Consider the following 25,031-nt stretch of genomic DNA (forward strand, 5'->3'; position numbering starts at 1 on the left):
CCTCCACCCCGACCTACACCGTGCGCCATGCCGTGATCGCCATGCTGCGCGAGCTGGGCATGACGCGCATCTTCGGCAACCCGGGCTCGACCGAGCTGCCGCTGTTCCGTGACTACCCCGAAGACTTCTCCTATGTGCTGGGCCTGCAGGAAACCGTCGTCGTGGGCATGGCCGACGGCCATGCCCAGGCCACGCACAATGCCAGCTTCGTGAACCTGCACTCGGCTGCGGGCGTGGGCCACGCCATGGCCAACATCTTCACGGCCTTCAAGAACCGCACGCCCCTGGTGATCACGGCGGGCCAGCAGGCGCGCTCGCTGCTGCAGTTCGACCCCTTCCTGCACTCCAACCAGGCCGCCGAGCTGCCCAAGCCCTATGTGAAGTGGAGCTGCGAGCCCGCGCGCGCCGAAGACGTGCCCCAGGCGCTGGCGCGCGCCTATTACATCGCCATGCAGGAGCCGCGCGGCCCCGTGCTGGTCTCCATTCCCGCCGATGACTGGGACAAGCCGGCCGAGCCCGTCACGCTGCGCCATGTGGGCTTCGAGACGCGGCCCGATCCGCGCACGCTGGACCTCATCGGCCAGGCGCTGGACACCGCGCGTGCCCCGGCCCTGGTCGTGGGCGCGGCCGTGGACCGGGCCCAGGGCTGGGATGCCGTGGTCGCGCTGGCCGAGCGCCACCAGGCCCGCGTCTTCGTGGCCCCCATGAGCGGGCGCTGCAGCTTCCCCGAGGACCATCCCCTGTTCGCCGGCTTCCTGCCCGCCATGCGCGAGCGCATCGTGCAGCTGCTGTCCGGCCATGACGTGGTCTTCGCCGTGGGCGCGGCCGCCTTCACCTACCACGTGGAAGGCGAGGGCCCGCACATCCCCGAGGGCACGGCGCTCTACCAGTTGATCGAAGACCCGGCCATTGCTGCATGGGCCCCCGTGGGCACGGCTGCCGTGGGCAATGTGCGCATGGGCGTGGAGGAGCTGCTGCAGCGCCCCGCACCCGCACCGCGCCAGGCGCCCGCACCCCGGCCCGCAGCGCCCGTGCCGGCTGCGCCCGCCGCAGGCGAGCGCATGTCGGTGGCCTTTGCCATGCACACGCTGGCCCAGGTGCGCGACCGCCACAGCATCGTGGTGGAAGAGGCGCCCAGCTCGCGCTCCACCATCCAGACCTACCTGCCCATCTTCCACTCGGGCACCTTCTACACCATGTGCAGCGGCGGCCTGGGCCACAGCATGCCGGCCGCCGTGGGCGTGGCGCTGGCAAAGCCCGAGGCCAAGGTGGTCGCCGTCATCGGCGACGGCTCGGCCATGTATGCCATCCAGGCCCTCTGGAGCGCAGCCCAGCTGCGCCTGCCCATCAGCTTCGTGATCCTCAAGAACCGCCGCTACGCGGCGCTGCAGGACTTCGCCCATGTCTTCGGCTACCGCGAGGGCGAGAAGGTCGAGGGCACGGAACTGCCCGACATCGACTTCGTGGCGCTGGCCCGTGGCCAGGGCTGCGACGGCGTGCATGTGGAGAACGCGGCCGAGCTGTCCGATGTGCTGGCCCGCGCGCTGGCCCATCCCCGGCCCATCGTGGTCGAGGTCGAAGTCGCCTGAGGCGAAGCCCCCTGCAGGAGACACGGCAATGGAAAACACAAGAAGCATAGGCATCCTCGGCGCAGGCGCCATGGGCACCCTGTTCGGCGCGCGGCTGGCCCGCATCGGCCTGGACGTGACCCTGGTCGACGTGAACGATGAGCTGCTGCAGGCCCTGAACCGCGATGGCGCGCGCTGCCACACCGATGAGGGGCTGCTGCAGGCGCGCGTGCATGCGGCGCGGGCCGAGCAGCTCACGGCGGGGCCCGCGCTGTGGCTGGTCTTCACCAAGTCGGCCCATACGCGGGCCGCGCTGCAGGGCATTGCGCATCTCATCGGGCCGGACACGCATTTCCTGAGCCTGCAAAACGGCATAGGCCATGCCGATGTGTTGCGTGAAATGGTGCCGCTCGAACGCATCGCCGTGGGCGTGACCACCTGGCCTGCGCGCGTGATGTCGCCGGGCGAGGTCAGCTCCATGGGGCAGGGCGGTATCCGCTTCATGCCTTGCAATGGCCAGCGCAGCGCGGTCTTCGACCAACTGGCGGATGAACTCAACCGCGCAGGCATGCATTGCCGCATCGACCCGCAGGTGCAGGAAGCCATCTGGGAAAAGCTGGCCTTCAATGCCGCCTTCAACGGCGTGTGCGCCGTGACGCGCCAGACCGTGGACGGACTGGCCAATCCGCAGGGCGAGGCCCTGCTGCAGTGCGTGCTGGACGAGGTGCTGTCCGTCGCCCATGCCCATGGCGTCGCTGCCAGCGCCGAGCGCGTGGGCGCCGCCGTGCGCGATGCGCTGGACCACCACCGGGGCCACCAGCCCTCGATGCTGCAGGACCTGCTGGCCGGCCGTGCCACCGAGACGGGCGCCATCCATGGCGCCGTGCTGCATGTGGCCGACCGCCTGGGCATTGCCGTGCCCGTGACGCGCACGCTGCACGCACTGGTCAGCCTGTCGGAGAACGCGGGCGCCGTCGCACCGCGCTGAACGCGCTCAAGGCAAAACGAGCCACTACAAGAAGGAGACAAGATGCTGCGCAGACAAGCACTCAAGGCCGTACTGGCCATAGGCGCCCCGCCCCTGCTGGGCATGGGCACGGCACACGCACAGACCGGCAAGCCCGTCGAATGGGTGGTGGGCTTTGCCGCAGGCGGCGGCTCGGACGCCGTGGCGCGCACCGTGGGCGAGTCCTTTGGCAAGGCCCTGGGCCGCACCGTGGTCGTCATGAACAAGCCCGGGGCCGGCACCAACATCGCCGCCGAGTACGCGGCGCGCACGCGCGAACTGGGCAGCCTGGTCTTCACGGCCGACTTCGCCACGCTGGCGGCCAACCCCCACCTGTTTCGCAAGCTGGCCTACAACGCCGAGAAGGACTTCGTGCCCATCGGCCTGCTGGCGCGCTTTCCGCTGTTCCTTGTGGTCGGCAACCAGCTGCCGGTGCACAACCTGCAGGAGTTCACGCAGTGGGTGAAGGCCCAGCCAGGCCCCGTCAGCTACGGCAGCCCGGGCCTGGGCACGCCGCATCACCTGGCCACCGAACTGCTGTCGCAGCGCCTGGGCGTGAAGATGTCCCATGTGCCCTATCGCGGCGCGGGGCCGGCCCTGATCGATGTGATCGGCGGCCAGATCCCCTTCATGCTGGCCGACAGCGCGGCGGCGGCCCAGCACATTGCGGCCGGCAAGCTGCGCGTCATCGGCGTGGCCAGCGCCGAGCGGCTCAAGAGCCACCCGGGCGTGCCCACGCTGGCCGAGCGGGGCGTGAAGGATTTCGAGGCCCATGCATGGCAGGGCCTGGTTGCACCCGCAGGCACGGACGACGCCACCGTACAGGCCTGGTCCGTGGCGCTGCAGCAGGCGCTGCGCTCGCCTGCCGTGCTGGCGCGTTTCGAGGCGCTGTCGCTGGAGCCGCTGCCCGGCACGCCTGCGCAGATGCGTGACTACTGGCGCAGCGAAAGCCGGCGCTGGGGCCAGGTCATCGAGTCGGCGGGCATACGGCTGGATTGACCGTAGCGGCGTTGCGCCGCTGCTGCTTCAGGCGCCCTCACCGTTTTCAAGAACTCATAACCCAAGGAGACATAGCTCATGCACAAGACAAATCCCTTCAGCCGCTGGCGGCGCCTGGGCCTGCTGGCCCTGCTGGGCGCGACGGCCTCGGTCCCTGCGCTGGCGCAGAAGGCCGGCGACAAATGGCCCGAGCGCCCGGTGCGCCTGGTCGTGAACTTCGCGCCCGGCGGCGCGGCCGATGTGCTGGCGCGCGCCATCACGCCCACCATGTCCCAGGTGCTGGGCCAGTCGGTGGTGGTGGACAACAAGCCCGGCGCGGGCGGCAACATCGGCATCAGCGAAACCGTGCGCGCGCCCAAGGATGGCTACACGCTGCTGCTGAGCTCGGGCGGGGCCATCACCATCAACCCGATGATCTACAGCAAGCTGGCCTTCAATCCCGAAAAGGACTTGACGCCCGTGGCTGCCGTGGCGCGGGTGCATGTGTTTCTGGAGACCAATCCCGCCGTGCCCGCCACCAACGTGGCCGACTTCATCAAGCACCTGAAGGCCAACCCCGGCAAGCTGTCCTACGGCTCGCCGGGCCAGGGCAGCTCGCCGCACCTGGCCGGCGAGATGTTCAAGCGCATGGCCGGCGTCGATGCCGTGCACGCCCCCTACAAGGGCGCGGGCCCGGCGCTCAGCGACGTGCTCAGCGGGCAGCTGCAGTTCTGGTTCGATCCGGGTCCGGGCCTCAAGCAGGTCGAGGCCGGCAAGCTGCGCCTGCTGGCCATCGGCAGCCCGCACCGCTCGCCGCAGTACCCCAACGTGCCCACGCTGGCCGAAAGCGGCCTGCCGGGCTTTGACGCCGACACGCTGTTCGGCATCTACGCGCCCACGGGCACGCCCGAATCGGTGATCGAGGCCGTTCGCACTGCCGTGGCCAAGGCGCTGGAGCAAAAGAACGTCAACGACGTCATCCTCACCCTGGGCGCCACGCCCGCGCCGCTGAGCCGCAAGGCCTTCATCGACCACCACGCCACCGAGCGCGAGCGCTTCGGCGAACTGGTGAAAGCCATCGGCCTGAAAGTGGACTGAGCTTTCCCACAGGCCATCGCCCGCAAGCCGCCCGCTCCGCGCTGGCGGCTTTTTGCTTTCCGGGCCGGGCCGAGGGGGCCGGGCCGATCGGGGCTTGTGCCGGCCATCTTCTATACGAAGGTATATCCCGCATCCACCAATGAACAGGCCAGCCTTCCCAACAAAGGCTGGCCGCAGGCACTTTCGCCTTTGATAATTCCGGGCACATATTGCACTGCAGCAAACAGGGCTCCCGGCCTGCACGGGGACTGCGCCACCCACACGCAAAGGAGTACCCCATGGACCCCGATCCTGATTCCGATCCCGACCCTGCCAGGCGCTGCCGCGCCGTCCCTTTCCGTCTTTCCCTTCTTCCATTTCTTGATCTGCCCGGACCCGGGCGGAGGCCTGTGATCGCCTGAAGGGGCGAGAGGTCTGCGCGGGTCCGTGGCGCCCGGAGACCTCAGGATGACCCGCTTTCTCGCTTCTGAACGACCAGGCCGACCCCATGGCCAACCACATGGCCTGCACCCGCGCCATCCCTTGCTGGCGGCCGCCTGGCCTGTGGGCGGGCTGCTGATCAGCGTGGCCATGGCCGCCTGCAACGGCCCGGCCGAAACCCAGGCTGCAGCAGCAACCCCCGCCACCGCCGCCCCGCAGCCGGCCCCCGTGCGCCGCGAAGGCAACCTCATCGTGGTGCCCGAAGGCTCGCCGCTGCGCGAGCGCCTGCAGGTGGCCGAGATCGTGCTGCAGCCGCTGCAGACCCGCCTGTCGGCCCCCGCCACCATCGAGGCCGAGCCTGAAAAGCTGGTCCGCATCACGCCGCCGGTGGCGGGCCGCCTGGTGCGCCTGCACCACCAGCTGGGCGATGCGGTGAAGGCCGGCGATGCGCTGATCACCATGGACTCCTCCGAGATCTCCAGCGTGCGTGCCGAGCACGCCAAGTCCCAGGCCGCGCTGCTGCACGCGCGCCAGGAATTCGACCGCCAGAAGCTGCTGTTCGATGCCGAGATCGCCGCGCGCAAGGACTACGAGGCCGCGCAGCAGTCGCTGGCCGCCGCAGGGGCCGATGCGCGCGCCGCCTCCGACCACCTGTCCCAGCTGGGTGCGGCCGTGCAGGAAGGCTCGCGCGGCAGCTACGTGGTCAAGTCGCCCATCAGCGGGCGCGTGGTGGAGATGGCGGGCTCGCAGGGCGGCTACTGGAACGATGTGAATGCCTCCGTCATGACCGTGGCCGACCTGCGCAAGGTCTGGCTCAGCGCCAGCGTCAGCGAGCGCGACCTGGCCCATGTGGACGTGGGCCAGCAGGCCCACATCGCGCTGGCCGCCTATCCCGACCTGCAGCTGCAGGGCCGCGTGCAGTACGTGGGCGAGCTGGTGGACACCGCCACGCGCAGCGTCAAGGTGCGCGTGGCCGTGGACAACCCCGAAGGGCGGCTGCGCCCCGGCATGTTTGCGCGCGTGGGCTTCGACGCCCCGGCGCGCCAGGCCGTGATGGTGCCGGCCGCGGCCCTGCTGCAGGGCCAGGTCAGCACGCGCGTGTTCGTGGACAAGGGCGGCTGGCGCTTCGAGCCGCGCGACGTGCAGGTCGGCGCGCAGCAGGACGGCCAGGCCGAGATCCTCTCGGGCCTGGCGGCCGGCGAGCGCGTGGTGGTCAACGGGGGAGTGCTGCTGCAATGATCGAGCGCATCGTCAACATCGGCTTTTCCCGCCGCGGCGTGGTGTGGCTGGTCTTTTGCTTCGCGGCCCTGTATGGCGTGTTCAGCTGGAAGCAGCTGCCGCTGGAGGCCTATCCCGACATCGCCGACGTGACCTCGCAGATCGTCACCCAGGTGCCAGGCCTGGCGGCCGAGGAGATAGAGCAGCAGATCACCATTCCGCTGGAGCGCGCCCTGCTGGCCACGCCCGGCATGCACGTGCTGCGCTCGCGCAGCCTGTTCGCGCTGTCACTGATCACCGTGGTCTTCGAGGACGGCGTGGACGGCTACTGGGCGCGCCAGCGCCTGAAGGAGCGCATCGACGAGGTCACGCTGCCCTATGGCGCCCGCGCCGGGCTGGACCCCTACAGCTCGCCCACGGGCGAGGTCTACCGCTACACGCTGGAAAGCCCCGTGCGCAGCCTGCGCGAGCTGTCCGAGCTGCAGCAATGGGTGGTGATCCCGCGCCTGAAGAAGGCCCAGTCCGTGGTGGACGTGACCAACTTCGGCGGCCTGACCACGCAGTTCATGCTGGAGCTGGACCCGGCGCGGCTGCTGCAGTACGGGCTGGCGCTGTCCCAGGTGATCGAGGCCATCAATGCCAACAACGCCAGCGGCGGCGGCAGCGTCATCGACCGGGGCGATGTCTCCTATGTGGTGCGCGGCGTGGGCCTGCTGGGCTCGCTGGACGACATGGGCAACGTGGTCGTCAAGACCACGGACAGCGGCACGCCCGTGCTGGTCAAGGATCTGGGGCGGCTGACCTACGGCAACGTGGAGCGGCGCGGCATCCTGGGCAAGGACGGCAACTCCGACACCCTGCAGGGCATCGTGCTGCTGCTCAAGGGCTCCAACCCCTCGCAGGCGCTGGAGGGCATCCACGCCGCCGTGGAGGAGCTCAACGGCAAGCTGCTGCCGCCCGACGTGAAGGTCGTGCCCTACCTGGACCGCACCACGCTGATCGAGCGCACCACCCACACCGTGGGCAAGACCCTGGCCGAAGGCCTGATCGTCGTCACCCTGGTGCTGCTGGTCTTCCTGGGCAGCCCGCGCGCGGCGCTGATCGTGGCGCTGACCATTCCCATGGCGCTGCTGCTGGCCTTCATCTTCATGCACCACGCGAAGATTCCGGCCAACCTGCTGTCGCTGGGCGCCATCGACTTCGGCATCCTGGTGGACGGCGCCGTGGTCGTGGTCGAGAACATCCTGCGGCGCCGCGAGGCCGACCAGAACCGGCCGCTCACGCCCAGGGACGCCATCACGGCCACGCTGCAGGTGGCGCGGCCCATCTTCTTCGGCATGTGCGTGATCGCGGCCGCCTACCTGCCGCTGTTCGCCTTCGAGCGCATCGAGTACAAGCTGTTCTCGCCCATGGCCAGCGCCGTGGGCGCGGCCCTGGTCGGGGCGCTGGCCGTGGCCCTGCTGCTCACGCCGGCCCTGGCCTGGCTGGCTTTCCGCAGGCCGCGCAAGATCTTCCACAACCCCGTGCTGCACCGGCTGGGCGTGGGCTATGACCGCTTCCTGGGCGTGGCCGTGGGCCGCGTGCGCTGGCTGGCGGGGGCGGTGGCGGCCTCGCTGCTGGCGCTGGGCGTGCTGGCCGGCACCATGGGCCGCGACTTCCTGCCGTACCTGGACGAAGGCTCCATCTGGCTGCAGGTGCAGATGCCGCCCGGCATCACGCTGGACAAGGCGCGCGACATGGCCGACGCGCTGCGCAACGCCGCGCTGGAGTTCCCCGAGGTCTCCTACATCGTCACCCAGACCGGGCGCAACGATGACGGCACGGACTACTGGACGCCCTCGCACATCGAGGCCAGCGTGGGCCTGCATCCCTATGGCGAATGGAAGTCTGGCCTGACCAAGCAGCAGCTGATCGCGAAGATGGCCGCGCGCTTCGACCAGCTGCCCGGTTATTCCGTGGGCTTCATGCAGCCCATGATCGACGGCGTGCAGGACAAGCTGTCCGGCGCGCACAGCGACCTCACGGTGAAGGTCTTCGGCCAGGACCTGGCCGAGGACCGGCGCGTCGCCGATGCCCTGGTGGCCGTGCTGGAGAAAGTGCCCGGCGCGGCCGACGTGGCCGTGGACGTGGAGCCGCCGCTGCCCAACCTGCGCATTGCGCTGGACCGCGCCGCTGCCGCGCGCTACGGCATCAATGCCTCCGAGGTGGCGCAGCTCATCTCCACGGGCGTGGGCGGGGCCTCCATCGGCCAGCTGTACGTGGGCGAGCGCAGCTACGACATGGCCGTGCGCTTCACGCCCGACACGCGCAGCAGCCCCGAGGCCATCGGCGCGCTGCGCCTGTCGGCGGCCAACGGCGCCCAGGTGCCGCTGGCCGACGTGGCGCGCATCACTACCACCGTGGGCCAGAGCGTCATCGTGCGCGAGGGCGGCGAGCGCCACATCCTCGTCAAGCTCAATGTGCGCGGCCGCGACCTGGCGGGTTTCCTCAAGGATGCGCACACCGCTATCGACCAGCACCTGGACTACGACCGCCAGAAGCTGCACATCGAGTGGGGCGGGCAGTTCGAGAACCTGCAGCGTGCCGAGGCGCGGCTGCTCATGATCCTGCCGCTGACGCTGGGCATCATGCTGGTGCTGCTGTTCGGCGAGTTCGGCAACCTGCGCCAGCCGCTGCTGGTGCTGGGCGTGGTGCCGCTGGCCATGATCGGCGGCTTTGCGGGCCTGCACCTGCGCGGCATGACGCTCAACGTCTCCAGCGCCGTGGGCTTCATCGCGCTGTTCGGCGTGGCCGTGCTCTCGGGCGTGCTCATGGTCTCGCAGATCAACCGGCTGCGCCGCGAGGACGGCCTGGGCCTGCGCGAAGCCGTGCTCGAAGGCGCCTCCAGCCGCATGCGCCCCGTGCTGATGACGGCCACCGTCGCCGCCTTCGGCCTCACGCCAGCCATGCTGGCCACGGGCCTGGGCAGCGATGTGCAGCGGCCCCTGGCCACGGTCGTGGTCTGCGGCCTGTTCAGCGCCACCTTGCTGACCCTGCTGCTGCTGCCCAACCTCTACTACGTGATCGAGGCCCGTGCCGCCCGCGCGGCCGAGCGCCGCCAGCGCCGCGCCGCCGAACGCGGTGAGAGCGGCGATCTGGATGCCGCCGAGGACGAGGGCGGGCATCGCACCGCAACGAGCCAACCCCATTGATGCGAGTCGCCATGCAAACGACCCCTTTCTTCCCCAGGCAGGCCCTGGCCCTGCTGCTGTGCCTTGGCGCCGCAGCCCAGGCGCAGACGGCGCCGTCTGCCGGCCTGCGCTTTTCCGACTACCTCAACGCCGTGGAGCAGCACAGCCCCCTGCTGCGCTCGGAGGAACAGGGCGTGGAATCCGCGCGTGCCGGCATCGGCATCGCCGGCATACGCCCCGACCCCAGCCTCACGCTGGGCGCCTCGCGCGAGCAGTTGCGCACCGGCCAGCCCCGGCCCACCACGCGCAACTACGAGATCAGCATGGAGCTGGAGACGGGCGGCAAGCGCGCCGCGCGCATCCAGTCCGCACGCAGCCAGGTGCGCCTGTCCGAGGCCGGCCTTGAAGGCGTGCGCAGCCAGCTGTTCTCCGATGCCGCCCAGGACTACACCCAGGCCTGCCGCGACTCGCTGGCGCTGGAGCGCAAGCAGCAGACGCTGAAGGCGCTGGGCGATGTGGTGCAGGCCAACGAACTGCGGCGCAAGGCCGGCGACATCGGCGGCGTGGAATGGCTGCAGTCGCGCGTGGAGCGCGACCGCTTCCAGGCCGAGGTGGTGCAGGCGCGCGCCGAGGCGCAGACCGCGCGGCTGGCGCTGTCCGTCCCGCTGGGGCGCCGCCTGTCCGAAGTCTTTGCCAGCGACACGCTGCAATGCGGTTTCATGGAGTTGGCCGAAGACTCGGGGCTGGAGGATGCCGATGCCCTGGTCGCCCAGGCGCTGCAGTCGCGCGCCGAGGTGCGCATCGCCCAGGCGGCGCTGGAGCATGCGCGCGACAACGCGGGCCTGGCCCGGGCCAACCGCTGGGTCAATCCCACGCTGGCCGTGGGCATGGCCGCCGTGCCGTCCACGGCGGCCGGCACCGATGCCCAGGGCAATCCCTTCGATGGCGGCGGGCGCTCGCGCACGCTGTCGGTCTCGGTCAGCGTGCCGCTGCCGCTGTCGCGCCTGGACCGGGGCGATCTGGTGCAGGCCGAGGCGGCCGTGACCCAGGCCATGCTGGCCCTGCAGCAGGCCCAGAACCGGGCAGAGGCCGATGTGCGCGGCGCGCGCTTTCGCCTGACCGCAGCGCGCGAGAACGTGCAGCGCTACCGCGACGGCGTGCTGCGCGATGCGCAGCGCGTGCTCGAAGGCATACGCCTGTCCTACCGGCATGGCGAGGCTTCGCTGCTGGAGCTGCTGTCCGCCCAGCGCTCGGCCGACGAGGCCTACCTGGGATCGCTGGAGGCAGAGACCGAGCTGGCCAAGGCCACCGTGGAGCTCCAACTGAGCGTGGGCCGGCGGCCCGCTCTCTGATCGCGGGAGGGCAGGGCATCTTGCGACACAATCGACACGCCCTCATCGCAGCCCTGCACGCCATGACCACCGCTCTGCGCCGCTTTCCCCATTGGCCCCGGGCCCTGATCCTGGCGGCCATGGGCGTCGCCATGGCCGCGATCTTCGCGCTCGACACGCTGACCGACTACGCCGTGGCGGCCGCCGTGTTCCATACCGCCATCATCCTGGTGGCGGTGCGCTGGTTCAGCCCGCGCGTGGTCATCGGCCTCACGGCGCTGTGCATCGTGCTGACCCTGGCCAGCTTTGCGCTCACGCCTGCCGGTGCCTATCGCACCGGACTGATCAACATGGTGATCAGCATTCTGGCCATTGCCATCACGGCCTATCTGGGCCTGAAGATGGTGGCGGCCCAGAACGCGGCCCATGAGGCGCGCACCCAGCTGATGCGCATCACCCAGACCACCAGCCTGGGGCAGTTGACGGCCTCCATCGCCCATGAGGTCAACCAGCCGCTGGCGGCCATCGTCACCAGCGGCAATGCCTGCCAGCGCTGGCTGGCCCAGGAGCCGCCCAATCTGGCCAAGGCCGGCCAGGCGCTGGAGCGCATCCTGGGCGATGCGCAGCGCGCCAGCGATGTCATTGCCCGCATCCGCAGCATGGCGCGCGGCGAGGCGCCCAGCCGCCAGTCCTTCGACCTCAACGACGCCGTGCGCGAGATGGCGCGCCTGTCGGACGCCGAGCTGGACCGGCGCGGCGTGGCCCTGGACCTGCAACTGGCGCCCGCGCTGCAGCCGGCCTGGGCCGACCGCGTGCACATCCAGCAGGTGCTGGCCAACCTGCTGATCAATGCCATGGATGCCATGCAGGGCACGCCGGCCGCGCAGCGGCGCATCACCGTCACCACCCAGGCCCTGGGCCAGCAACTGGTGCTGACCGTGGCCGATGCGGGCGAAGGCCTGTCGCCCCTGGCCCGCACCCACTTGTTCGATGCCTTCTGGACCACCAAGCCCGACGGCATGGGCCTGGGCCTGAACATCTGCCGCCATATGGCCGAGGCCAACGGCGGCCGCATCTGGGCCACGGACCGCGAGGACATGCGCGGCGGCACGGTCTTTCACATCACCATTGCCTGCGCCCCGGCCACGGGCGACAGGTCTTCCACGGGATTGCGCCATGGCTGAACCCTCCACGGCCGAAGCCGAGGCACTTGTCTACATCGTCGATGACGACGCCTCGGTGCGCGCCGCCATCGAGGACCTGCTGGCTTCGGTGGGCCTGTGCGTGCGCGCCTTCGGCGCCACGCGCGAGTTTCTGGACCACTGGCAGCGGCAGCCGCCCGCGGGGCCTGCATGCCTGGTGCTGGACATCCGCATGCCGGGCCAAAGCGGCATGGATTTCCGGCGCCAGATGCTGGAGATGGGCCTGAAGCTGCCCACCATCTTCATCACCGGCCATGGCGACATTCCCATGAGCGTGGAGGCCATGAAGACCGGCGCCATCGAGTTCCTGACCAAGCCCTTCCGCGACCAGGACCTGCTGGACGCCATCCAGCAGGGCATTGCCCTGGACCGCCAGCGCCGCGCGCTGGACGCCGGCGAACAGGCGCTGCGCGCCTGCTGGCAATCGCTGTCGCCCGGCGAGCAGGAAGTGGTCGTGGGCGTGGTGCGCGGCCTGCTGAACAAGCAGATCGCCGCAGACCTGGGCGTGAGCGAGATCACGGTGAAGGTGCGGCGTGGCCAGGCCATGCGCAAGATGCAGGTGCGCACGCTGGCCGACCTGGTGCGTGCGCTGGAGCGGCTGGATATCCGCTGAGGTGTCCTGGCAGGCCGGGCGCAGGCCAGGCGCAGGCCAGGGGCAGGCCTGCCGCAACGCTTCAGTGGGCGTGGCCGTGCGCCGGTGCCTGCGCAGGCCCGCTTGCGGCACTGGCGGCATCCAGCGCCAGGAAGTGGTGGACTACGGGCCGCCCGGGGCCGATGTGAAAGCGCAGCGCCTGGGCCTGCAGATCGGCATCGGCCTTGGACACGCGCTGGTGCTGACGCAGATGCTCGGCCCAGGACTCCACCAGGAACCACTCGATCACCCGGCCCGGCTCGCCCGTGTGCTCGGCAATGCCCCAGGCATAGGCGCCATCGCGGCGGCGTTCGCGCGCCACATGCTGCATGGCCTCGATGAAGGCTGGCAGGTCGTCGCGGCGCACCTGGTATTCCACCTGGATCATCACCGGGCCACGGTCATGGGCCACGGGTTCGGCCAGCAGCGGCTCGGGCCAGTGGTTGGAGGCCTGTAGGTCCGCCTCGCCCGTGGGCAGCTTGATGCGGTGGAACACCAGCGAGATGGCCACCAGGCCCGCCGCGCCGATCAGCAGCGCCGTGGGAATGCCCACGCCCTGCGCGAACAGCCCCCAGGCCAGGCTGCCGCCCGCCATGGCGCCGTTGAACACCATCAGGTAGATGGCCAGCCCGCGGCCGCGCACCCAGTTGGGCAGCACCGCCTGGGCCACGCCGTTGAGCGTGGTCAGCGCAATGATCCAACCCAGGCCCAGCACCAGCATCAGCAGCACGGCGGCCCATTGCGGCGGCGCGGTGGACAGCGCGGCCATCACGGCGGCGCTGAGCACGGAGGACAGCAGCACCAGGCCATCGGCATCCAGCCTTTTGCGCAGGCGCGGCAGCACCAGCGCTCCCAGGATGGCGCCTGCGCCCACGGCGCCCAGCATCACGCCGTAAAAGCCTGCCGAGCCGCCCAGCATGCGCCGCGCCACCAGCGGCAGCAGGGCCCAGACCGAGCTGGCGAAGAGGAAGAACACGGCGGCGCGCAGCAGCACCACATGCAGCTCGCGGCTGGAGCGGGCATAGCGCAGGCCTGCGCGGAAGGCGCCGAAGAACTGCTCGTTCAGGGCCGAGGCCTCGGCCTTGGGGCGCTTCCACCAGACCAGCGCGGCGATCACGAACACATAGCTGGCCACGTCCGCGCCATAGGCCGCCGCCGCGCCGAAGCTGGCCAGCAGCAGGCCGCCGGCCGCAGGGCCCAGGGCGCGTGCGATGTTGATGCCCAGCGAGTTCAGCGCCACCGCGTTCTTGAGGTCGCTGCGCGGCACCAGCTCGGGCACGATGGACTGCCAGGTCGGCCCCATCAGCGCCGCGCCTATGCCGCCCACGAAGGTCAGCGCCACCAGGTACTCCACGGTCAGCGTGTTGGTGCGGGCCAGCAGCAGCAGGCTGGCGCTGACGGCGGCCAGCAGGATCTGGATGCCGATCAGGAAGCGCCGCCGGTCCAGGATGTCGGACAGCACACCGGCCGGAATCGCCAGCAGGAAGATGGGCAGCGTGGCTGCCGTCTGGATCAGGGCCACGGCGGCCGGGCTGGCCGACAGCTCGGTCACCATCCAGGAGCTGGCCACATCGCGCATGAAGCTGCCGATGTTGCCCAGCACCGTTGCCGCCCACAGCACCGCGAACACGGGCTGGCGCAGCGGCGCGAAGCTGCCGGAGGAACTGCCGGAAACAGCTGGGGCAGACGGCTTGGAATCGATGGACATGGCCTTGCTCCTCAGGCCATCCAGCAGGAGCAGCCCAGCGCGCCGAAGAAGCTTCGGGGGTCCGAGGTCGGCACGTTCGATGCCCATGCGTCGGCATGGCTGTGGCCGTGCATGCCGCAGCTGGTGCCGCAGCCGCAGGCCGCCGCCAGGCTGCGGTAGCGCGCGGGGTTGAGCGAGTTCCTGCCCGCGCCCTCGGGCTCGCCCCAGGCGCCGTAGCCGCCAAAGCGCCGCACGGGAGACCAGTCGGGCATGGCCGGCGGCAGCGGGTTGTCGTCATGCTGCTGGAAGGGACCTGCGCCATAGACCACGCGGCCGCCCACCACGGTGAGCTCGGAGGTGAGGAAGGAGATCTCGTCCTCGGGCACGGCGAAGTAGTCCTTGCTGGGCACGATCATGTCGGCCAGCTGGCCCACCTGGATGCGGCCGCGCAGGCCTTCCTCGTTGGAGAACCAGGCCACGTTTTCGGTCCACATGCGCAGCGCGGTCTCGCGGTCCAGCAAGTTGCGCTGGGGGTACATCTGCAGGCCGCCCACGGTCTTGCCCGTCACCATCCACGACAGCGACACCCAGGGGTTGTAGGAGGCCACGCGCGTGGCGTCCGTGCCGGCCGAGGTCTTCACGCCGCGCTCCAGGATCTTCTTGACGGGCGGCGTGGCCTCGGTGGCGCGTGCGCCGTAGCGTTCGGTGAAATATTCGCCCTGGTAGGCCATGCGGTGCTGCACGGCCACGCCGCCGCCCAGCGCCGCAATGCGGTCGATGGACTTGTCCGAAATGGTCTCGGCATGGTCGAAGAACCAGTTCAGGCCGTCGATGGGCGTGTCGCGGTGCACCTTCTCGAACACATCGAGCGCGCGCGAGATGGTCTCGTCATAGGTGGCGTGCAGGCGCCACGGCCATTGGTTCTGCACCAGCACGCGCACCACTTCCTCCAGGTCGCCCTCCATGCTGGGCGGCATGTCGGGGCGCGGCTGGCGGAAGTCCTCGAAGTCGGCGGCCGAGTACACCAGCATCTCGCCCGCGCCGTTGTGGCGGAAATAGTCGTTGCCCTGCTTGTACTTCACGCTTTGCGTCCAGTTGAGGAAGTCGGCCTTCTCCTCCTTGGGCTTTTGCGTGAACAGGTTGTAGGCCAGGCGCACGGTGATCTGGTTGGCGTCGCTGAGCTTCTGGATCACGTCGTAGTCGTCGGGGTAGTTCTGAAAGCCCCCGCCCGCATCGATGACGCCGGTAACGCCCAGGCGGTTGAGTTCGCGCATGAAGTGGCGCGTGGAGTTGACCTGGTAGTCCAGCGGCAGCTTGGGACCCTTGGCCAGCGTGGCATAGAGGATGGTGGCGTTGGGCTTGGCCAGCAGCAGGCCAGTGGGGTTGCCGTTGGCATCGCGCGTGATCTCGCCGCCTGCGGGCTGGGGCGTGTCGCGGGTGTAGCCCACGGCGCGCAGGGCGGCCGCGTTGAGCAGGGCGCGGTCATACAGGTGCAGCAGGAAGACCGGCGTATCGGGCGCGATGGCGTTGATCTCGTCGATGGTGGGCAGGCGCTTTTCCACGAACTGGTGCTCGGTGAACCCCCCGACCACGCGCACCCACTGCGGTGCAGGCGTGATGGCCACCTGGCGCTTGAGCATGTCCAGCGCATCGGCCAGCGAGCGCACGCCGTCCCAGCGCAGCTCCAGGTTGAAGTTCAGGCCGCCGCGGATCACGTGCGTGTGGTTGTCGAACAGGCCGGGCAGCACGCTGCGGCGCTGCAGATCGATGCGGCGCGTGCCGCTGCCGGCCAGGGCCAGCACCTCGGCGTCCGAGCCCACGGCGATGAACCGGCCGTCCTTCACGGCCACGGCGGTGGCGGTGGGCTGGGCCTTGTTCAGCGTGGTGAAGCGGCCGTTGTGGAAGATGACTTCGGGCGTGGAATCGGACATGGAGGCTCCTTGGCGAGCGTTGGTGGTGCAACCCAGCAGTCCACCCATGGCAAGGGTGGCAGCGGAGCCCAGGACTTTTCTGCGCGTGGTCATAGTGCAGTTTTCTTGGAGAGAGGGGGAGGGGTCAGCCGTGGTGCCGATCGGCATCGGCATCGGCGTTCTTGCGGCCGGGCAGCTGGCCCAGCACATGCTCGGTGGCCTGCGTCTTGCTGCAGGCGCTGCGCAGGTCCATGCCCTGCAGCAGATGCCGGCCCACGGGCACGATCTGCTCGCCGGCCAGGATGCCCAGCAGGCCGACCAGGGCCACCAGCGGCGGTGCGGGCGAGCGCACCTGCAGCAGGCTGTAGACCACACCGACCAGCAGGCCGGCTCCTAAGGAGAGTGCGTAGAGCTTCATGGTTCGACTCCTGAGAAGGGACTTGCCTGCTGGCGCGTGCTGACGCTCAGACCTTGGCGGGGTTCGGGCCCACGGTCTCGCCGTGCTGCACGCGCTCGGCCGCCTTGTGCACCATGGTGTAGGCATAGTCCACGCCCATGCCGTAGGCGCCGGAATGCTCGCGCACGATGTCCATCACTGCGTCGTAGGTCTCGCGGCGGGCCCAGTCGCGCTGCCATTCCAGCAGCACCTGCTGCCAGGTCACGGGCACCACGCCGGCCTGCACCATACGGTCCATGGCGTAGTTGTGCGCGTCCAGCGACGTGCCGCCAGAGGCGTCGGCCACCATGTAGATCTCGTAGTCCGTGTCATGCAGGGCAGACAGGGCGAAGGTGGTGTTGCACACCTCGGTCCACAGGCCGGAGACCACGATCTTCTTGCGGCCCTGGGCGGCGTTCCTGGCCAGTGCGTCCCGCACGTTCTGGTCGTCCCAGGAATTCATGGAGCTGCGCTCCAGCAGTGGGTGCTCGGGGAACACGGCCAGCAGTTCGGGATAGGTGTGGCCGGAGAAGCTGCCCGTCTCCACCGTGGTGATGGTGGCGGGGATGCCGAAGGCCTTGGCCGCCTTGGCCAGGCCCACCACATTGTTCTTGAGCACCTGGCGGTCGATGGACTGCACGCCGAAGGCCATCTGGGGCTGCTGGTCGATGAAGATGATCTGGCTGTTGGCGGGCGTCAGGACTTCGAGGTACTTGCGGTCGGTCATGGTGATCTCCTGGAGGGGGTGGACGGGGTACGGGAAATGTTTTCTTGGGAAGAGGCGGGCAGGGCGCTTCAGCGCGCCGTGTCGACGAGCACCAGCTCGGTGTCGGCCAGGGCCGTCACACGGAAGCTGTCCACATCGCTGATGGCGGCGCCGTCGCGCTCCTGCAGCGTCACGCCGTCGATCTGCACCGAGCCGCTGGCCGGCACCAGGTAGCCCAGGCGGTCGCGGCCGATGCGGTACTCCGTGCTCTCGCCGGCCTTCAGCGTGGCGCCCAGCACCCGGGCGGCGGTGCGGATGGGCAGGGCGTCCTCGTCACCGGGCAGGCCGCTGGCCAGGGCCACGAAGCTGCCCGAGCGCTCGCCCTTGGGGAAGGGCTTGGCACCCCAGGACGGGGGCTGCTGGCCGCGCTCGTCGGGCATGATCCAGATCTGGAAGATCCGCGTCGTGTCCTTTTCCTGGTTGTATTCCGAGTGGCGGATGCCGGTGCCCGCGCTCATCACCTGCACATCGCCCGCTTCGGTGCGGCCCTTGTTGCCCAGGCTGTCCTGGTGGGTGATGGCGCCTTCACGGACATAGGTGATGATTTCCATGTTGGCGTGGGCATGGGGCGGGAAGCCCGTGCCGGCGGCGATGGTGTCGTCGTTCCACACCCGCAGCGCGCCCCAGCCCATGCGGGCCGGATCGTGGTAGCCGGCGAAGGAAAAGTGATGCTTGGCATCGAGCCAGCCGTGGTTGGCACCGCCAAGGGCTTGGAAGGGACGGCGTTCGATCATGGTGTTCTCCTGCTGCGTTGTGTGTTGCGATGGATGAACTTTATGTTTTGCCGATCAAGAAGAGAATAGAAAATATGCAAAGACATCTATTCCAAAACTTTCATGCCAAGACTTCCTGACCTCGAAGCCTGGGCCGTCTTCGCCAAGGTGGCCGAAACGGGCTCCTTCGCCAAGGCCGCCGCCGACCTGGGCGTCTCCCAGCCCACCATCTCCAAGGCCATCACGCGGCTGGAGACGCGGCTCAAGACCAGCCTGTTCCACCGCACCTCGCGGCGCATGTCGCTGACGGCCAGCGGCCAGGCCTCGCTGGAGCGCGCCGCGCGCATCCTGGCCGAGGGCGAGGCCGTGGAGGCCGAGATCAGCGAGCAGTCCAAAAGCCTGCGCGGCCCCATCCGCATTGCGGCGCCCATGTCGTTCGGCATCTCGCACCTGGCGCCGGCCGTGCCCGCCTTCATGGCCGAGCACCCGGAAGTCACGCTGGACCTGCACTTCAGCGACGAGCTGATCGACGTCGTGGCCCAGGGCTTCGACATCGCGCTGCGCATCTCCTCGCTGCCCGACTCCAGCCTGCTGGCGCGGCGCCTGTGCACGGTGCGCCTGCTGCTGGTGGGATCACCCGAATACTTCGAGCGCCACGGCCGCCCCACCCATCCGCGCGAGCTGGCGCAGCACCGCGCGCTGCGCTATGTGCACAGCCGCCTGGGCGAGGCCTGGCGCTTCGTGCATGCGCGCCGCGGCGAGTTCGCCCAGGTCGTGCCCACGGCCATGCGCGTGAACAATGCCGAGGGCCTGGCGCCGGCCCTGCGCGCCGGGCTGGGCCTGGCCCTGCAGCCCGAATTCCTGGCCTGGGAAGATTTGCAATCGGGTGCGCTGCAGACCTGCATGGACGACTGGCAGGTGCCCTCCATCGCCCTGCACATCGTCACGCCACCGGGGCGTGCCCGGCCGGCGCGCGTGCAGGCGCTGATCGATTTCCTGGCCGCGCACTTCGCGCTGGCGCCCTGGGCGCGTGAGCCGCAGGCGTAGATCGCAAAAGGGGAGGGCTTCGGTGGGAGGACTTCGGCCTCAGCTGGCCCAGGAGGCCGGCAGCAGCTGCAGCAGCACCACCGTCATCACCACATAGCGCAGGAACTTGCCGATGGCCATGTAGAACACGCAGGGCCAGAACGGCAGGCGCAGCCAGCCGGCCACGGCGCACAGCGGATCACCCACCACGGGCAGCCAGCTCAGCAGGCAGGCCTTGGCGCCCAGGCGGCGCAGCCACACGCGGGCGCGGCGCTCGTGGCGGGACAGGGCGCGGGGCGGCTTGGCCCGCAGATCCTCGGGCAGTCCGGCGCGCCGCCGCTCGCGGGCCGCGCGCCAGGCCTTGTGCGCACCCAGGCCCATCCACCAGCTGATGGCGCCGCCCAGCGTATTGCCGGCCGTGGCCACGAAGACCGTTTGCCAGAACAGATCGGGGTTGAGCTGCAGCAGGCCGACCACCGCAGGCTCGGAGCCCAGCGGCAGCAGCGTGGCCGAAATCAGGGCCACGATGAACACGGTGCTGAGGCCGAACTGCGGCAGCGCCAGCCAGCTCAGCAGTTGATGCATCCAGACTTCCATAGGTGCTGTAAGTGTAGGTCTGCGCTGGCTGACGCTTTGTCGGCCTGAAGCTATCGTGGGGCCTGTTCCAGAACCACAAGCACAGGGGGCGTCATGCAGACAGGGCGGATTGCAGGATGGGCGGGATGCGCGGCATTGGGAATGGCAGCAGCCGGCCTGGCCGGCTGCGCTGCGTTGCAGCCATCGCCAGGCAAGGACACCACCGTGGTGGCTCAGGCCGCTGCCCAGGCGCCGCCCGCCCAGGCCGCACCGCCCTCGGCCTGGGGCAAGGCGCTGCAGGCCAAGGGCTGCACCCTGCCGGACCCGGCCGTGGGCGACAGGCTGGAGCAGCTGCAGCGCGAGCTGGAGCCGCTGGGCCTGGAGCCGCGTCTGCAAGGCTGCGTGAGCCTGGCCGGGTCCGAGCCCGGCCCTGCCCTGGTGCTGGACGCCTGGGTGACCGACGGGCGCAAGGCCATGGCCGTGGTGCGCGGCCCGCTGGCCGACGGCGAGGCGCTGGACCTGGGCCTGGAGGCTGGGCTGCAGGCAGCTGGGCAGCAGAAAGCCGGGCTGCAGAAGGTCGGCCTGCGACCCATGCCCGACGACCAGGTCTCTCCCGACGTGCAATTCAACCGCCGCTGGTGGCAGGGCCGGCTCGGTGCCTACGGGCTGCAGGCCGTTCCGGGCCAGGTGCGCACCTTCGTGCCCACACCATGAAAACTGCGCACTGTCTTGTTTTCGCTGCTTGGCCGTCTTGACGGCCCGGTTTTAGCCCTGCTGAAAATTTGGGCAGGTACAATCTTGGTCCTTTGTTGCCGCCCGTTTTGTGCTCGGCGCGCGCGTTTTCTCCGGCTTTTCCGATGTCCTCCCCACCCCTGTCCATAGGCCCCCATGCCCTGGCCAATCGCCTGTTCGTCGCCCCCATGGCCGGGGTGACGGATCGGCCGTTCCGCCAGCTGTGCAAGGCCCTGGGCGCGGGCTACGCGGTCAGCGAGATGGTGACATCGCGCAAGGACCTGTGGAACAGCCTCAAGACCTCGCGCCGCGCCAACCATGAAGGGGAGCCCGGCCCCATCGCGGTGCAGATCGCGGGCACGGACGCCGAGATGATGGCCGAGGCCGCGCGCTACAACCTGGACCGCGGCGCCCAGATCATCGACATCAACATGGGCTGCCCGGCCAAGAAGGTATGCAACAAATGGGCCGGCTCGGCCCTGATGCAGAACGAGGCCCTGGCCGTGGAGATTGCCCAGGCTGTTGTAGAGGCCTGCGCCCCGCACGGCGTGCCCGTCACGCTGAAGATGCGCACCGGCTGGTGCGACGCGCACAGGAACGCCGTGGTGCTGGCCCGCCGCTTCGAGGAGGTGGGCATACAGATGCTCACCGTGCACGGCCGCACGCGCGAGCAGGGTTACAAGGGCTTTGCCGAGTACGACACCATCGCTGCCGTCAAGGCGGCGGTGCGCGTGCCCGTGGTGGCCAATGGCGACATCACCAGCCCCGAGAAGGCGCGCGACGTGCTCGCCTACACGGGCGCCGATGCCGTGATGATCGGCCGCGCGGCCCAGGGCCGGCCGTGGATCTTCCGCGAGATCGCGCACTTCATGGCCACGGGCGAGCACATGGCCCCGCCGCTGGTGGCCGAACTGCGCCGGCTGCTGCTGGACCACCTGCAGGACCACTACAGCCTGTACGGCGAGGGCACCGGCGTGCGCAGCGCGCGCAAGCACATCGCCTGGTACCTGCGCAGCCTGCCGGGCGGTGAAGCATTCAGACAACACATCAACACCATCGAGGACTGCGCGGTGCAATGGCAGGCCGTGGCCGACTATCTGGACGCCCTGGGCGCACAGATGGACCGGATACCGGCCGCCATCGATGCCGGCGCCACAAGCGCCGAATTCGGAGAGCCCGCAGGAATGACAGTATGAGCAACCAGAACATCGAACAATGCGTGCGTGAAAGCCTGGAGGGGTATTTCCGCGATCTCGACGGCGAAAAGCCCAACGGCATGTACGACATGCTGATCCACCTGGTCGAAAAGCCGCTGCTGGAAGTGGTGATGACCCAGGCCGACAACAACCAGTCCCGCGCTGCCGACTGGCTGGGCCTGAACCGCAACACGCTGCGCAAGAAGCTGCTAGAGCACGACATGCTCTGAGCGGCACGAATCTCCATTTCTTCAAACTCCCTGCACTGACGCCCATGAACGCCCTGCTCTCCGTCTCTGACAAGACCGGTATCGTCGAATTCGCCCAAGGCCTGCACGCCCTGGGCATCAAGCTGCTGTCCACCGGCGGCACCGCCAAGCTGCTGGCCGAGGCCGGCCTGCCCGTGACCGAGGTGGCCGAAGTCACCCAGTTCCCCGAAATGCTGGACGGCCGCGTCAAGACCCTGCACCCCAAGGTCCACGGCGGCCTGCTGGCGCGCCGCGAGCTGCCCGCCCACATGGCGGCCCTCAAGGAGCACGGCATCGACACCATCGACCTGCTGGTGGTGAACCTCTACCCCTTCGAGGCCACCGTGGCCAAGGCCGGCTGCACGCTGGCCGACGCCATCGAGAACATCGACATCGGCGGCCCGGCCATGGTGCGCTCTGCCGCCAAGAACTGGGCCGACGTGGGCGTGATCACCGACGCCGGCCAGTACGAGGCCGTGCTGGGTGAACTCAAGGCCAGCGGAAAGCTGTCCGACAAGCTGCGCTTTGCGCTGTCCGTGGCCGCCTTCAACCGCATCGCCCAGTACGACGGCGCCATCAGCGACTACCTGTCCAGCGTGAAGTTCGAGGACGAGAAGCTCTCCGAAGCCTACGTGCCCGAGCGCAGCCCCTTCCCCGGCCAGAGCAACGGCCACTTCACCAAGGTGCAGGACCTGCGCTACGGTGAAAACAGCCACCAGCAGGCCGCCCTGTACCGCGACCTGTATCCGGCTCCCGGCTCCCTGGTCACGGGCGAGCAGCTGCAGGGCAAGGAGCTGTCGTACAACAACATCGCCGACGCCGACGCCGCCTGGGAATGCGTCAAGAGCTTCGAGCAGCCTGCCTGCGTGATCGTCAAGCACGCCAACCCCTGCGGCGTGGCCGTGGGCAAGGACGCGCACGAAGCCTATGCCAAGGCCTTCCAGACCGACCCCACCAGCGCCTTCGGCGGCATCATCGCCTTCAACCGCACGGTGGACAAGGCGGCGGCCGAGGCCGTGGTCAAGCAGTTCGTCGAGGTGCTGATGGCTCCCGACTTCACGGCCGAGGCGCTGGAAATCTTCAAGCCCAAGGTCAATGTGCGCCTGATGAAGATCGCCCTGCCGGCCGGCGGCGAGCGCGCCTGGGACCAGGGCCGCAACGCCATGGACGCCAAGCGCGTCGGCTCGGGCCTGCTGCTGCAGACTGCCGACAACCATGAGCTGGCCCTGGCCGACCTCAAGGTCGTCACCGTCAAGCAGCCTACCCCCGAAGAACTGCAGGACCTGCTGTTCGCCTGGAAGGTCGCCAAGTACGTCAAGAGCAATGCCATCGTGTTCTGCAAGAACGGCATGACCATGGGCGTGGGCGCAGGGCAGATGAGCCGCCTGGACTCGGCACGCATCGCCTCCATCAAGGCCGAGGCCGCCAAGCTGAGCCTGCAGGGCACGGTCGTGGCCAGCGATGCCTTCTTCCCCTTCCGCGACGGCCTGGACGTGGTCGTTGACGCAGGCGCCACCTGCGTGGCCCAGCCCGGCGGCTCCATGCGCGACCAGGAAGTCATTGACGCCGCCAACGAGCGCGGCGTCGCCATGGTCTTCACCGGCGTGCGCCACTTCCGCCACTGATGGCCGGCCAACTGCCTCCTGGCGCAGACGACGAGGGCGACGACGCCCCCCACCGGCCCCGCTGGCTGGGCTGGGCGCTCGTGGTCTTCATGCTGCTGGTGGCGCTGGGTGTCTTCAACATCGGCTGGCGCATCATGCGCGGGCCGGCTGTTGCGCCCGTTGCACCTGCTGCTGGCCTGCCGGCGGCTGCCGTGGCGGCAGCTGCAGATCCAAATGCAGGTGCAGGTACAGATGCAGGCCCCCGGCTGCTTGCCGGCAAGGTCCTGGTCGAGGGCAATGACTGCCTGCGCTGCCACGGCATGGTGCGCCACTACGTGGGCCCGTCCTTCCAGCAGATCGCCGAGCGCTACCGGGCCCGCGAAGATGCCGCCGACTACCTGGCGCGCAAGATCCGCGAGGGCGGGGCCGGCGAATGGGGCCGCGCCATCATGCCGCGCCACCCGCACCTCGATACGGCGCAATCCCTGCAGATGGCAGCTTGGCTGCTGTCCCTCCCATCTCCCGAGCCCGGCAAATCCTGACCATGTCCCGCCTGTTCACCGCCCCTGACGGCCGGCCGCGCTGCCACTGGTGCGCCGCCACGGACAACTACCTGGCCTACCACGACCGTGAATGGGGCTTTCCCGTCACCGACGACCGGCGCCTGTTCGAGAAGCTCTGCCTTGAAGGCTTCCAGTCCGGCCTGAGCTGGCTGACCATCCTCAACAAGCGCGAGAACTTCCGCGCGGCCTTTGCGGGCTTCGACTTCCACCAGGTCGCGCGCTTCACCGAAGACGACGTGCTGCGGCTGCTGGGCAATGCGGGCATCGTGCGGCATCGCGGCAAGATCGAGGCCGTGATCAACAACGCGAAGCGGGCGCTGGAGATGGTGGAGGCGGAAGGCTCGCTGTCGGCCTTCTTCTGGCGCCATGCGCCTGCACCCGTGACCGGTGGCGGCGCGCCCGTGTCCGAGACGGCCGAGTCTCGGGCGCTGTCCAAGGAGCTGAAGAAGCTTGGGTGGAAGTTCGTGGGGCCTACGACTGTCTACTCGTTCATGCAGGCCATGGGGTTGGTCAATGACCATGTTTTGGGGTGTGTGGTGAGAGGTGAGGTGGAGCGGGCGCGGGGGGCGTTTCGCTTGGGCTGAACGGGCCTTCGCTTTGGTAAGGGCTGGGTTTCGTTTTTGACCCTGCCGGGTGGTTGTTTTTCGAGGCCGGGTCTCGGCCCGGCGGCCGACCACCTTTCTTGATCGCCAAGAAAGGTGGCCAAAGAAGGCGACCCGAATGTCCGCGACCCTCCGCTTCGCTGCGGGCAACCTGCGTCGGGCCGCCTGCGGGGTTCGCCGTGAAACTCACTTCGCGCTACGCGCTCCGTTCAAACAATCACGGCGAGTCAGATGACGAGACAGTCCTGTCCTTCGGCAGGACTGCAACCCCGCGGGCGGCCCGACGCAGGCGCTGACATACGGGGGGTGGAGGCGGGCCGTCGCTGCGCTCGGCCTGGTTTTGAAGTACT

General features: G+C 69.2%; 22 protein-coding genes. 16 read left to right on the plus strand and 6 right to left on the minus strand.

What is annotated here, in order from left to right; translation table 11 throughout:
• The 9 genes from mdlC to BW39_RS25195 all read left to right on the plus strand — a co-directional run.
• Positions 1-1,589: benzoylformate decarboxylase (gene mdlC, locus BW39_RS25155; protein ID WP_043824883.1), on the plus strand; the 1,589-nt coding region annotated here is incomplete at its 5' end.
• A gap of 28 nt (positions 1,590-1,617) precedes the next feature.
• Positions 1,618-2,556, plus strand: a complete 939-nt coding sequence (locus tag BW39_RS25160; RefSeq protein ID WP_043824884.1) for a ketopantoate reductase family protein — start codon at positions 1,618-1,620, stop codon at positions 2,554-2,556.
• 42 nt (positions 2,557-2,598) lie between these two features.
• Complete coding sequence (locus BW39_RS25165) at positions 2,599-3,573, plus strand: Bug family tripartite tricarboxylate transporter substrate binding protein (protein ID WP_043824886.1); 975 nt, start codon at positions 2,599-2,601, stop codon at positions 3,571-3,573.
• A gap of 78 nt (positions 3,574-3,651) precedes the next feature.
• Entirely contained in the window at positions 3,652-4,650 is a 999-nt protein-coding gene (locus tag BW39_RS25170) for a Bug family tripartite tricarboxylate transporter substrate binding protein (protein ID WP_043824887.1), read from the plus strand.
• Between the two features lie 447 nt (positions 4,651-5,097).
• Positions 5,098-6,309, plus strand: coding sequence for an efflux RND transporter periplasmic adaptor subunit (locus BW39_RS25175; protein WP_043824888.1), 1,212 nt, complete (start codon positions 5,098-5,100; stop codon positions 6,307-6,309).
• Complete coding sequence (locus BW39_RS25180) at positions 6,306-9,479, plus strand: efflux RND transporter permease subunit (RefSeq protein ID WP_043824890.1); 3,174 nt, start codon at positions 6,306-6,308, stop codon at positions 9,477-9,479. Before BW39_RS25175 ends, BW39_RS25180 begins: the two co-directional genes overlap by 4 nt.
• Positions 9,480-9,490: 11 nt before the next feature.
• Positions 9,491-10,810, plus strand: coding sequence for a TolC family protein (locus BW39_RS25185; protein WP_043824891.1), 1,320 nt, complete (start codon positions 9,491-9,493; stop codon positions 10,808-10,810).
• Between the two features lie 62 nt (positions 10,811-10,872).
• Entirely contained in the window at positions 10,873-11,973 is a 1,101-nt protein-coding gene (locus tag BW39_RS25190) for a sensor histidine kinase (protein WP_013804047.1), read from the plus strand.
• A complete protein-coding gene (locus tag BW39_RS25195) occupies positions 11,966-12,604 on the plus strand; it encodes a response regulator transcription factor (protein WP_043824892.1) in 639 nt (212 codons plus the stop codon). The genes BW39_RS25190 and BW39_RS25195 overlap by 8 nt, the downstream gene beginning before the upstream one ends.
• 61 nt (positions 12,605-12,665) lie before the next feature.
• Here BW39_RS25195 and BW39_RS25200 read toward each other — a convergent pair whose 3' ends face one another.
• The 5 genes from BW39_RS25200 to BW39_RS25220 form a co-directional block, all read right to left on the minus strand.
• On the minus strand, positions 12,666-14,330 hold the full coding sequence (locus BW39_RS25200; protein ID WP_043824901.1) for an MFS transporter: 1,665 nt from the start codon (positions 14,328-14,330) through the stop codon (positions 12,666-12,668).
• Between the two features lie 11 nt (positions 14,331-14,341).
• Positions 14,342-16,240: an amidohydrolase gene (locus BW39_RS25205; RefSeq protein WP_043824893.1), complete on the minus strand. Its 1,899-nt coding sequence runs from the start codon at positions 16,238-16,240 to the stop codon at positions 14,342-14,344.
• Positions 16,241-16,364: 124 nt separating this feature from the next.
• Positions 16,365-16,637, minus strand: a complete 273-nt coding sequence (locus BW39_RS25210; RefSeq protein ID WP_012203487.1) for a XapX domain-containing protein — start codon at positions 16,635-16,637, stop codon at positions 16,365-16,367.
• A gap of 46 nt (positions 16,638-16,683) precedes the next feature.
• Complete coding sequence (locus tag BW39_RS25215) at positions 16,684-17,382, minus strand: hydrolase (RefSeq protein ID WP_043824894.1); 699 nt, start codon at positions 17,380-17,382, stop codon at positions 16,684-16,686.
• 68 nt (positions 17,383-17,450) lie between these two features.
• Complete coding sequence (locus BW39_RS25220) at positions 17,451-18,155, minus strand: pirin family protein (RefSeq protein ID WP_012203489.1); 705 nt, start codon at positions 18,153-18,155, stop codon at positions 17,451-17,453.
• 102 nt (positions 18,156-18,257) lie between these two features.
• On the opposite strand from BW39_RS25220, the gene BW39_RS25225 reads away from it, so the two are divergent.
• The gene (locus BW39_RS25225) at positions 18,258-19,181 is read left to right on the plus strand and encodes a LysR family transcriptional regulator (protein ID WP_034390596.1); all 924 of its coding nucleotides are present in this window, start codon (positions 18,258-18,260) and stop codon (positions 19,179-19,181) included.
• 39 nt (positions 19,182-19,220) lie between these two features.
• Here the strand turns inward: BW39_RS25225 and BW39_RS25230 are convergent, their stop codons facing one another.
• Positions 19,221-19,745: a YqaA family protein gene (locus BW39_RS25230; RefSeq protein WP_043780881.1), complete on the minus strand. Its 525-nt coding sequence runs from the start codon at positions 19,743-19,745 to the stop codon at positions 19,221-19,223.
• Between the two features lie 105 nt (positions 19,746-19,850).
• Between BW39_RS25230 and BW39_RS25235 the strand changes: the two genes are divergently transcribed.
• The 6 genes from BW39_RS25235 (at position 19,851) to BW39_RS25260 (ending at position 24,663) form a co-directional block, all read left to right on the plus strand.
• On the plus strand, positions 19,851-20,450 hold the full coding sequence (locus BW39_RS25235; protein ID WP_043824896.1) for a hypothetical protein: 600 nt from the start codon (positions 19,851-19,853) through the stop codon (positions 20,448-20,450).
• A 143-nt stretch (positions 20,451-20,593) separates the two neighbouring features.
• A complete protein-coding gene (gene dusB, locus BW39_RS25240) occupies positions 20,594-21,664 on the plus strand; it encodes a tRNA dihydrouridine synthase DusB (protein ID WP_013804038.1) in 1,071 nt (356 codons plus the stop codon).
• Complete coding sequence (locus BW39_RS25245; RefSeq protein ID WP_013804037.1) at positions 21,661-21,894, plus strand: Fis family transcriptional regulator; 234 nt, start codon at positions 21,661-21,663, stop codon at positions 21,892-21,894. Before dusB ends, BW39_RS25245 begins: the two co-directional genes overlap by 4 nt.
• A gap of 44 nt (positions 21,895-21,938) precedes the next feature.
• Positions 21,939-23,537, plus strand: a complete 1,599-nt coding sequence (purH, locus tag BW39_RS25250) for a bifunctional phosphoribosylaminoimidazolecarboxamide formyltransferase/IMP cyclohydrolase (RefSeq protein ID WP_043824897.1) — start codon at positions 21,939-21,941, stop codon at positions 23,535-23,537.
• Positions 23,537-24,058, plus strand: a complete 522-nt coding sequence (locus tag BW39_RS25255) for a c-type cytochrome (RefSeq protein WP_043824898.1) — start codon at positions 23,537-23,539, stop codon at positions 24,056-24,058. Before purH ends, BW39_RS25255 begins: the two co-directional genes overlap by 1 nt.
• A 2-nt stretch (positions 24,059-24,060) precedes the next feature.
• Positions 24,061-24,663 (plus strand): DNA-3-methyladenine glycosylase I, encoded by a 603-nt coding sequence (locus tag BW39_RS25260; protein ID WP_043824899.1) that lies wholly within the window; start codon positions 24,061-24,063, stop codon positions 24,661-24,663.
• Positions 24,664-25,031 lie beyond the last annotated feature (368 nt).

It is taken from the genome of Delftia sp. RIT313 (assembly GCF_000632165.1).
Taxonomy (GTDB): domain Bacteria; phylum Pseudomonadota; class Gammaproteobacteria; order Burkholderiales; family Burkholderiaceae_C; genus Comamonas; species Comamonas acidovorans.

Coding starts and splice junctions, on each gene's coding strand:
- BW39_RS25230 (WP_043780881.1), bottom strand. CDS start 19,745: ATGCATCAACTGCTGAGCTGGCTGGCGCTGCCGCAGTTCGGCCTCAGC.
- BW39_RS25180 (WP_043824890.1), top strand. CDS start 6,306: ATGATCGAGCGCATCGTCAACATCGGCTTTTCCCGCCGCGGCGTGGTG.
- BW39_RS25195 (WP_043824892.1), top strand. CDS start 11,966: ATGGCTGAACCCTCCACGGCCGAAGCCGAGGCACTTGTCTACATCGTC.
- BW39_RS25255 (WP_043824898.1), top strand. CDS start 23,537: ATGGCCGGCCAACTGCCTCCTGGCGCAGACGACGAGGGCGACGACGCC.
- BW39_RS25160 (WP_043824884.1), top strand. CDS start 1,618: ATGGAAAACACAAGAAGCATAGGCATCCTCGGCGCAGGCGCCATGGGC.
- BW39_RS25185 (WP_043824891.1), top strand. CDS start 9,491: ATGCAAACGACCCCTTTCTTCCCCAGGCAGGCCCTGGCCCTGCTGCTG.
- BW39_RS25175 (WP_043824888.1), top strand. CDS start 5,098: ATGACCCGCTTTCTCGCTTCTGAACGACCAGGCCGACCCCATGGCCAA.
- BW39_RS25215 (WP_043824894.1), bottom strand. CDS start 17,382: ATGACCGACCGCAAGTACCTCGAAGTCCTGACGCCCGCCAACAGCCAG.
- BW39_RS25220 (WP_012203489.1), bottom strand. CDS start 18,155: ATGATCGAACGCCGTCCCTTCCAAGCCCTTGGCGGTGCCAACCACGGC.
- BW39_RS25170 (WP_043824887.1), top strand. CDS start 3,652: ATGCACAAGACAAATCCCTTCAGCCGCTGGCGGCGCCTGGGCCTGCTG.
- BW39_RS25225 (WP_034390596.1), top strand. CDS start 18,258: ATGCCAAGACTTCCTGACCTCGAAGCCTGGGCCGTCTTCGCCAAGGTG.
- BW39_RS25245 (WP_013804037.1), top strand. CDS start 21,661: ATGAGCAACCAGAACATCGAACAATGCGTGCGTGAAAGCCTGGAGGGG.
- BW39_RS25200 (WP_043824901.1), bottom strand. CDS start 14,330: ATGTCCATCGATTCCAAGCCGTCTGCCCCAGCTGTTTCCGGCAGTTCC.
- BW39_RS25165 (WP_043824886.1), top strand. CDS start 2,599: ATGCTGCGCAGACAAGCACTCAAGGCCGTACTGGCCATAGGCGCCCCG.
- BW39_RS25190 (WP_013804047.1), top strand. CDS start 10,873: ATGACCACCGCTCTGCGCCGCTTTCCCCATTGGCCCCGGGCCCTGATC.
- purH (WP_043824897.1), top strand. CDS start 21,939: ATGAACGCCCTGCTCTCCGTCTCTGACAAGACCGGTATCGTCGAATTC.
- BW39_RS25260 (WP_043824899.1), top strand. CDS start 24,061: ATGTCCCGCCTGTTCACCGCCCCTGACGGCCGGCCGCGCTGCCACTGG.
- BW39_RS25210 (WP_012203487.1), bottom strand. CDS start 16,637: ATGAAGCTCTACGCACTCTCCTTAGGAGCCGGCCTGCTGGTCGGTGTG.
- BW39_RS25235 (WP_043824896.1), top strand. CDS start 19,851: ATGCAGACAGGGCGGATTGCAGGATGGGCGGGATGCGCGGCATTGGGA.
- BW39_RS25205 (WP_043824893.1), bottom strand. CDS start 16,240: ATGTCCGATTCCACGCCCGAAGTCATCTTCCACAACGGCCGCTTCACC.
- dusB (WP_013804038.1), top strand. CDS start 20,594: ATGTCCTCCCCACCCCTGTCCATAGGCCCCCATGCCCTGGCCAATCGC.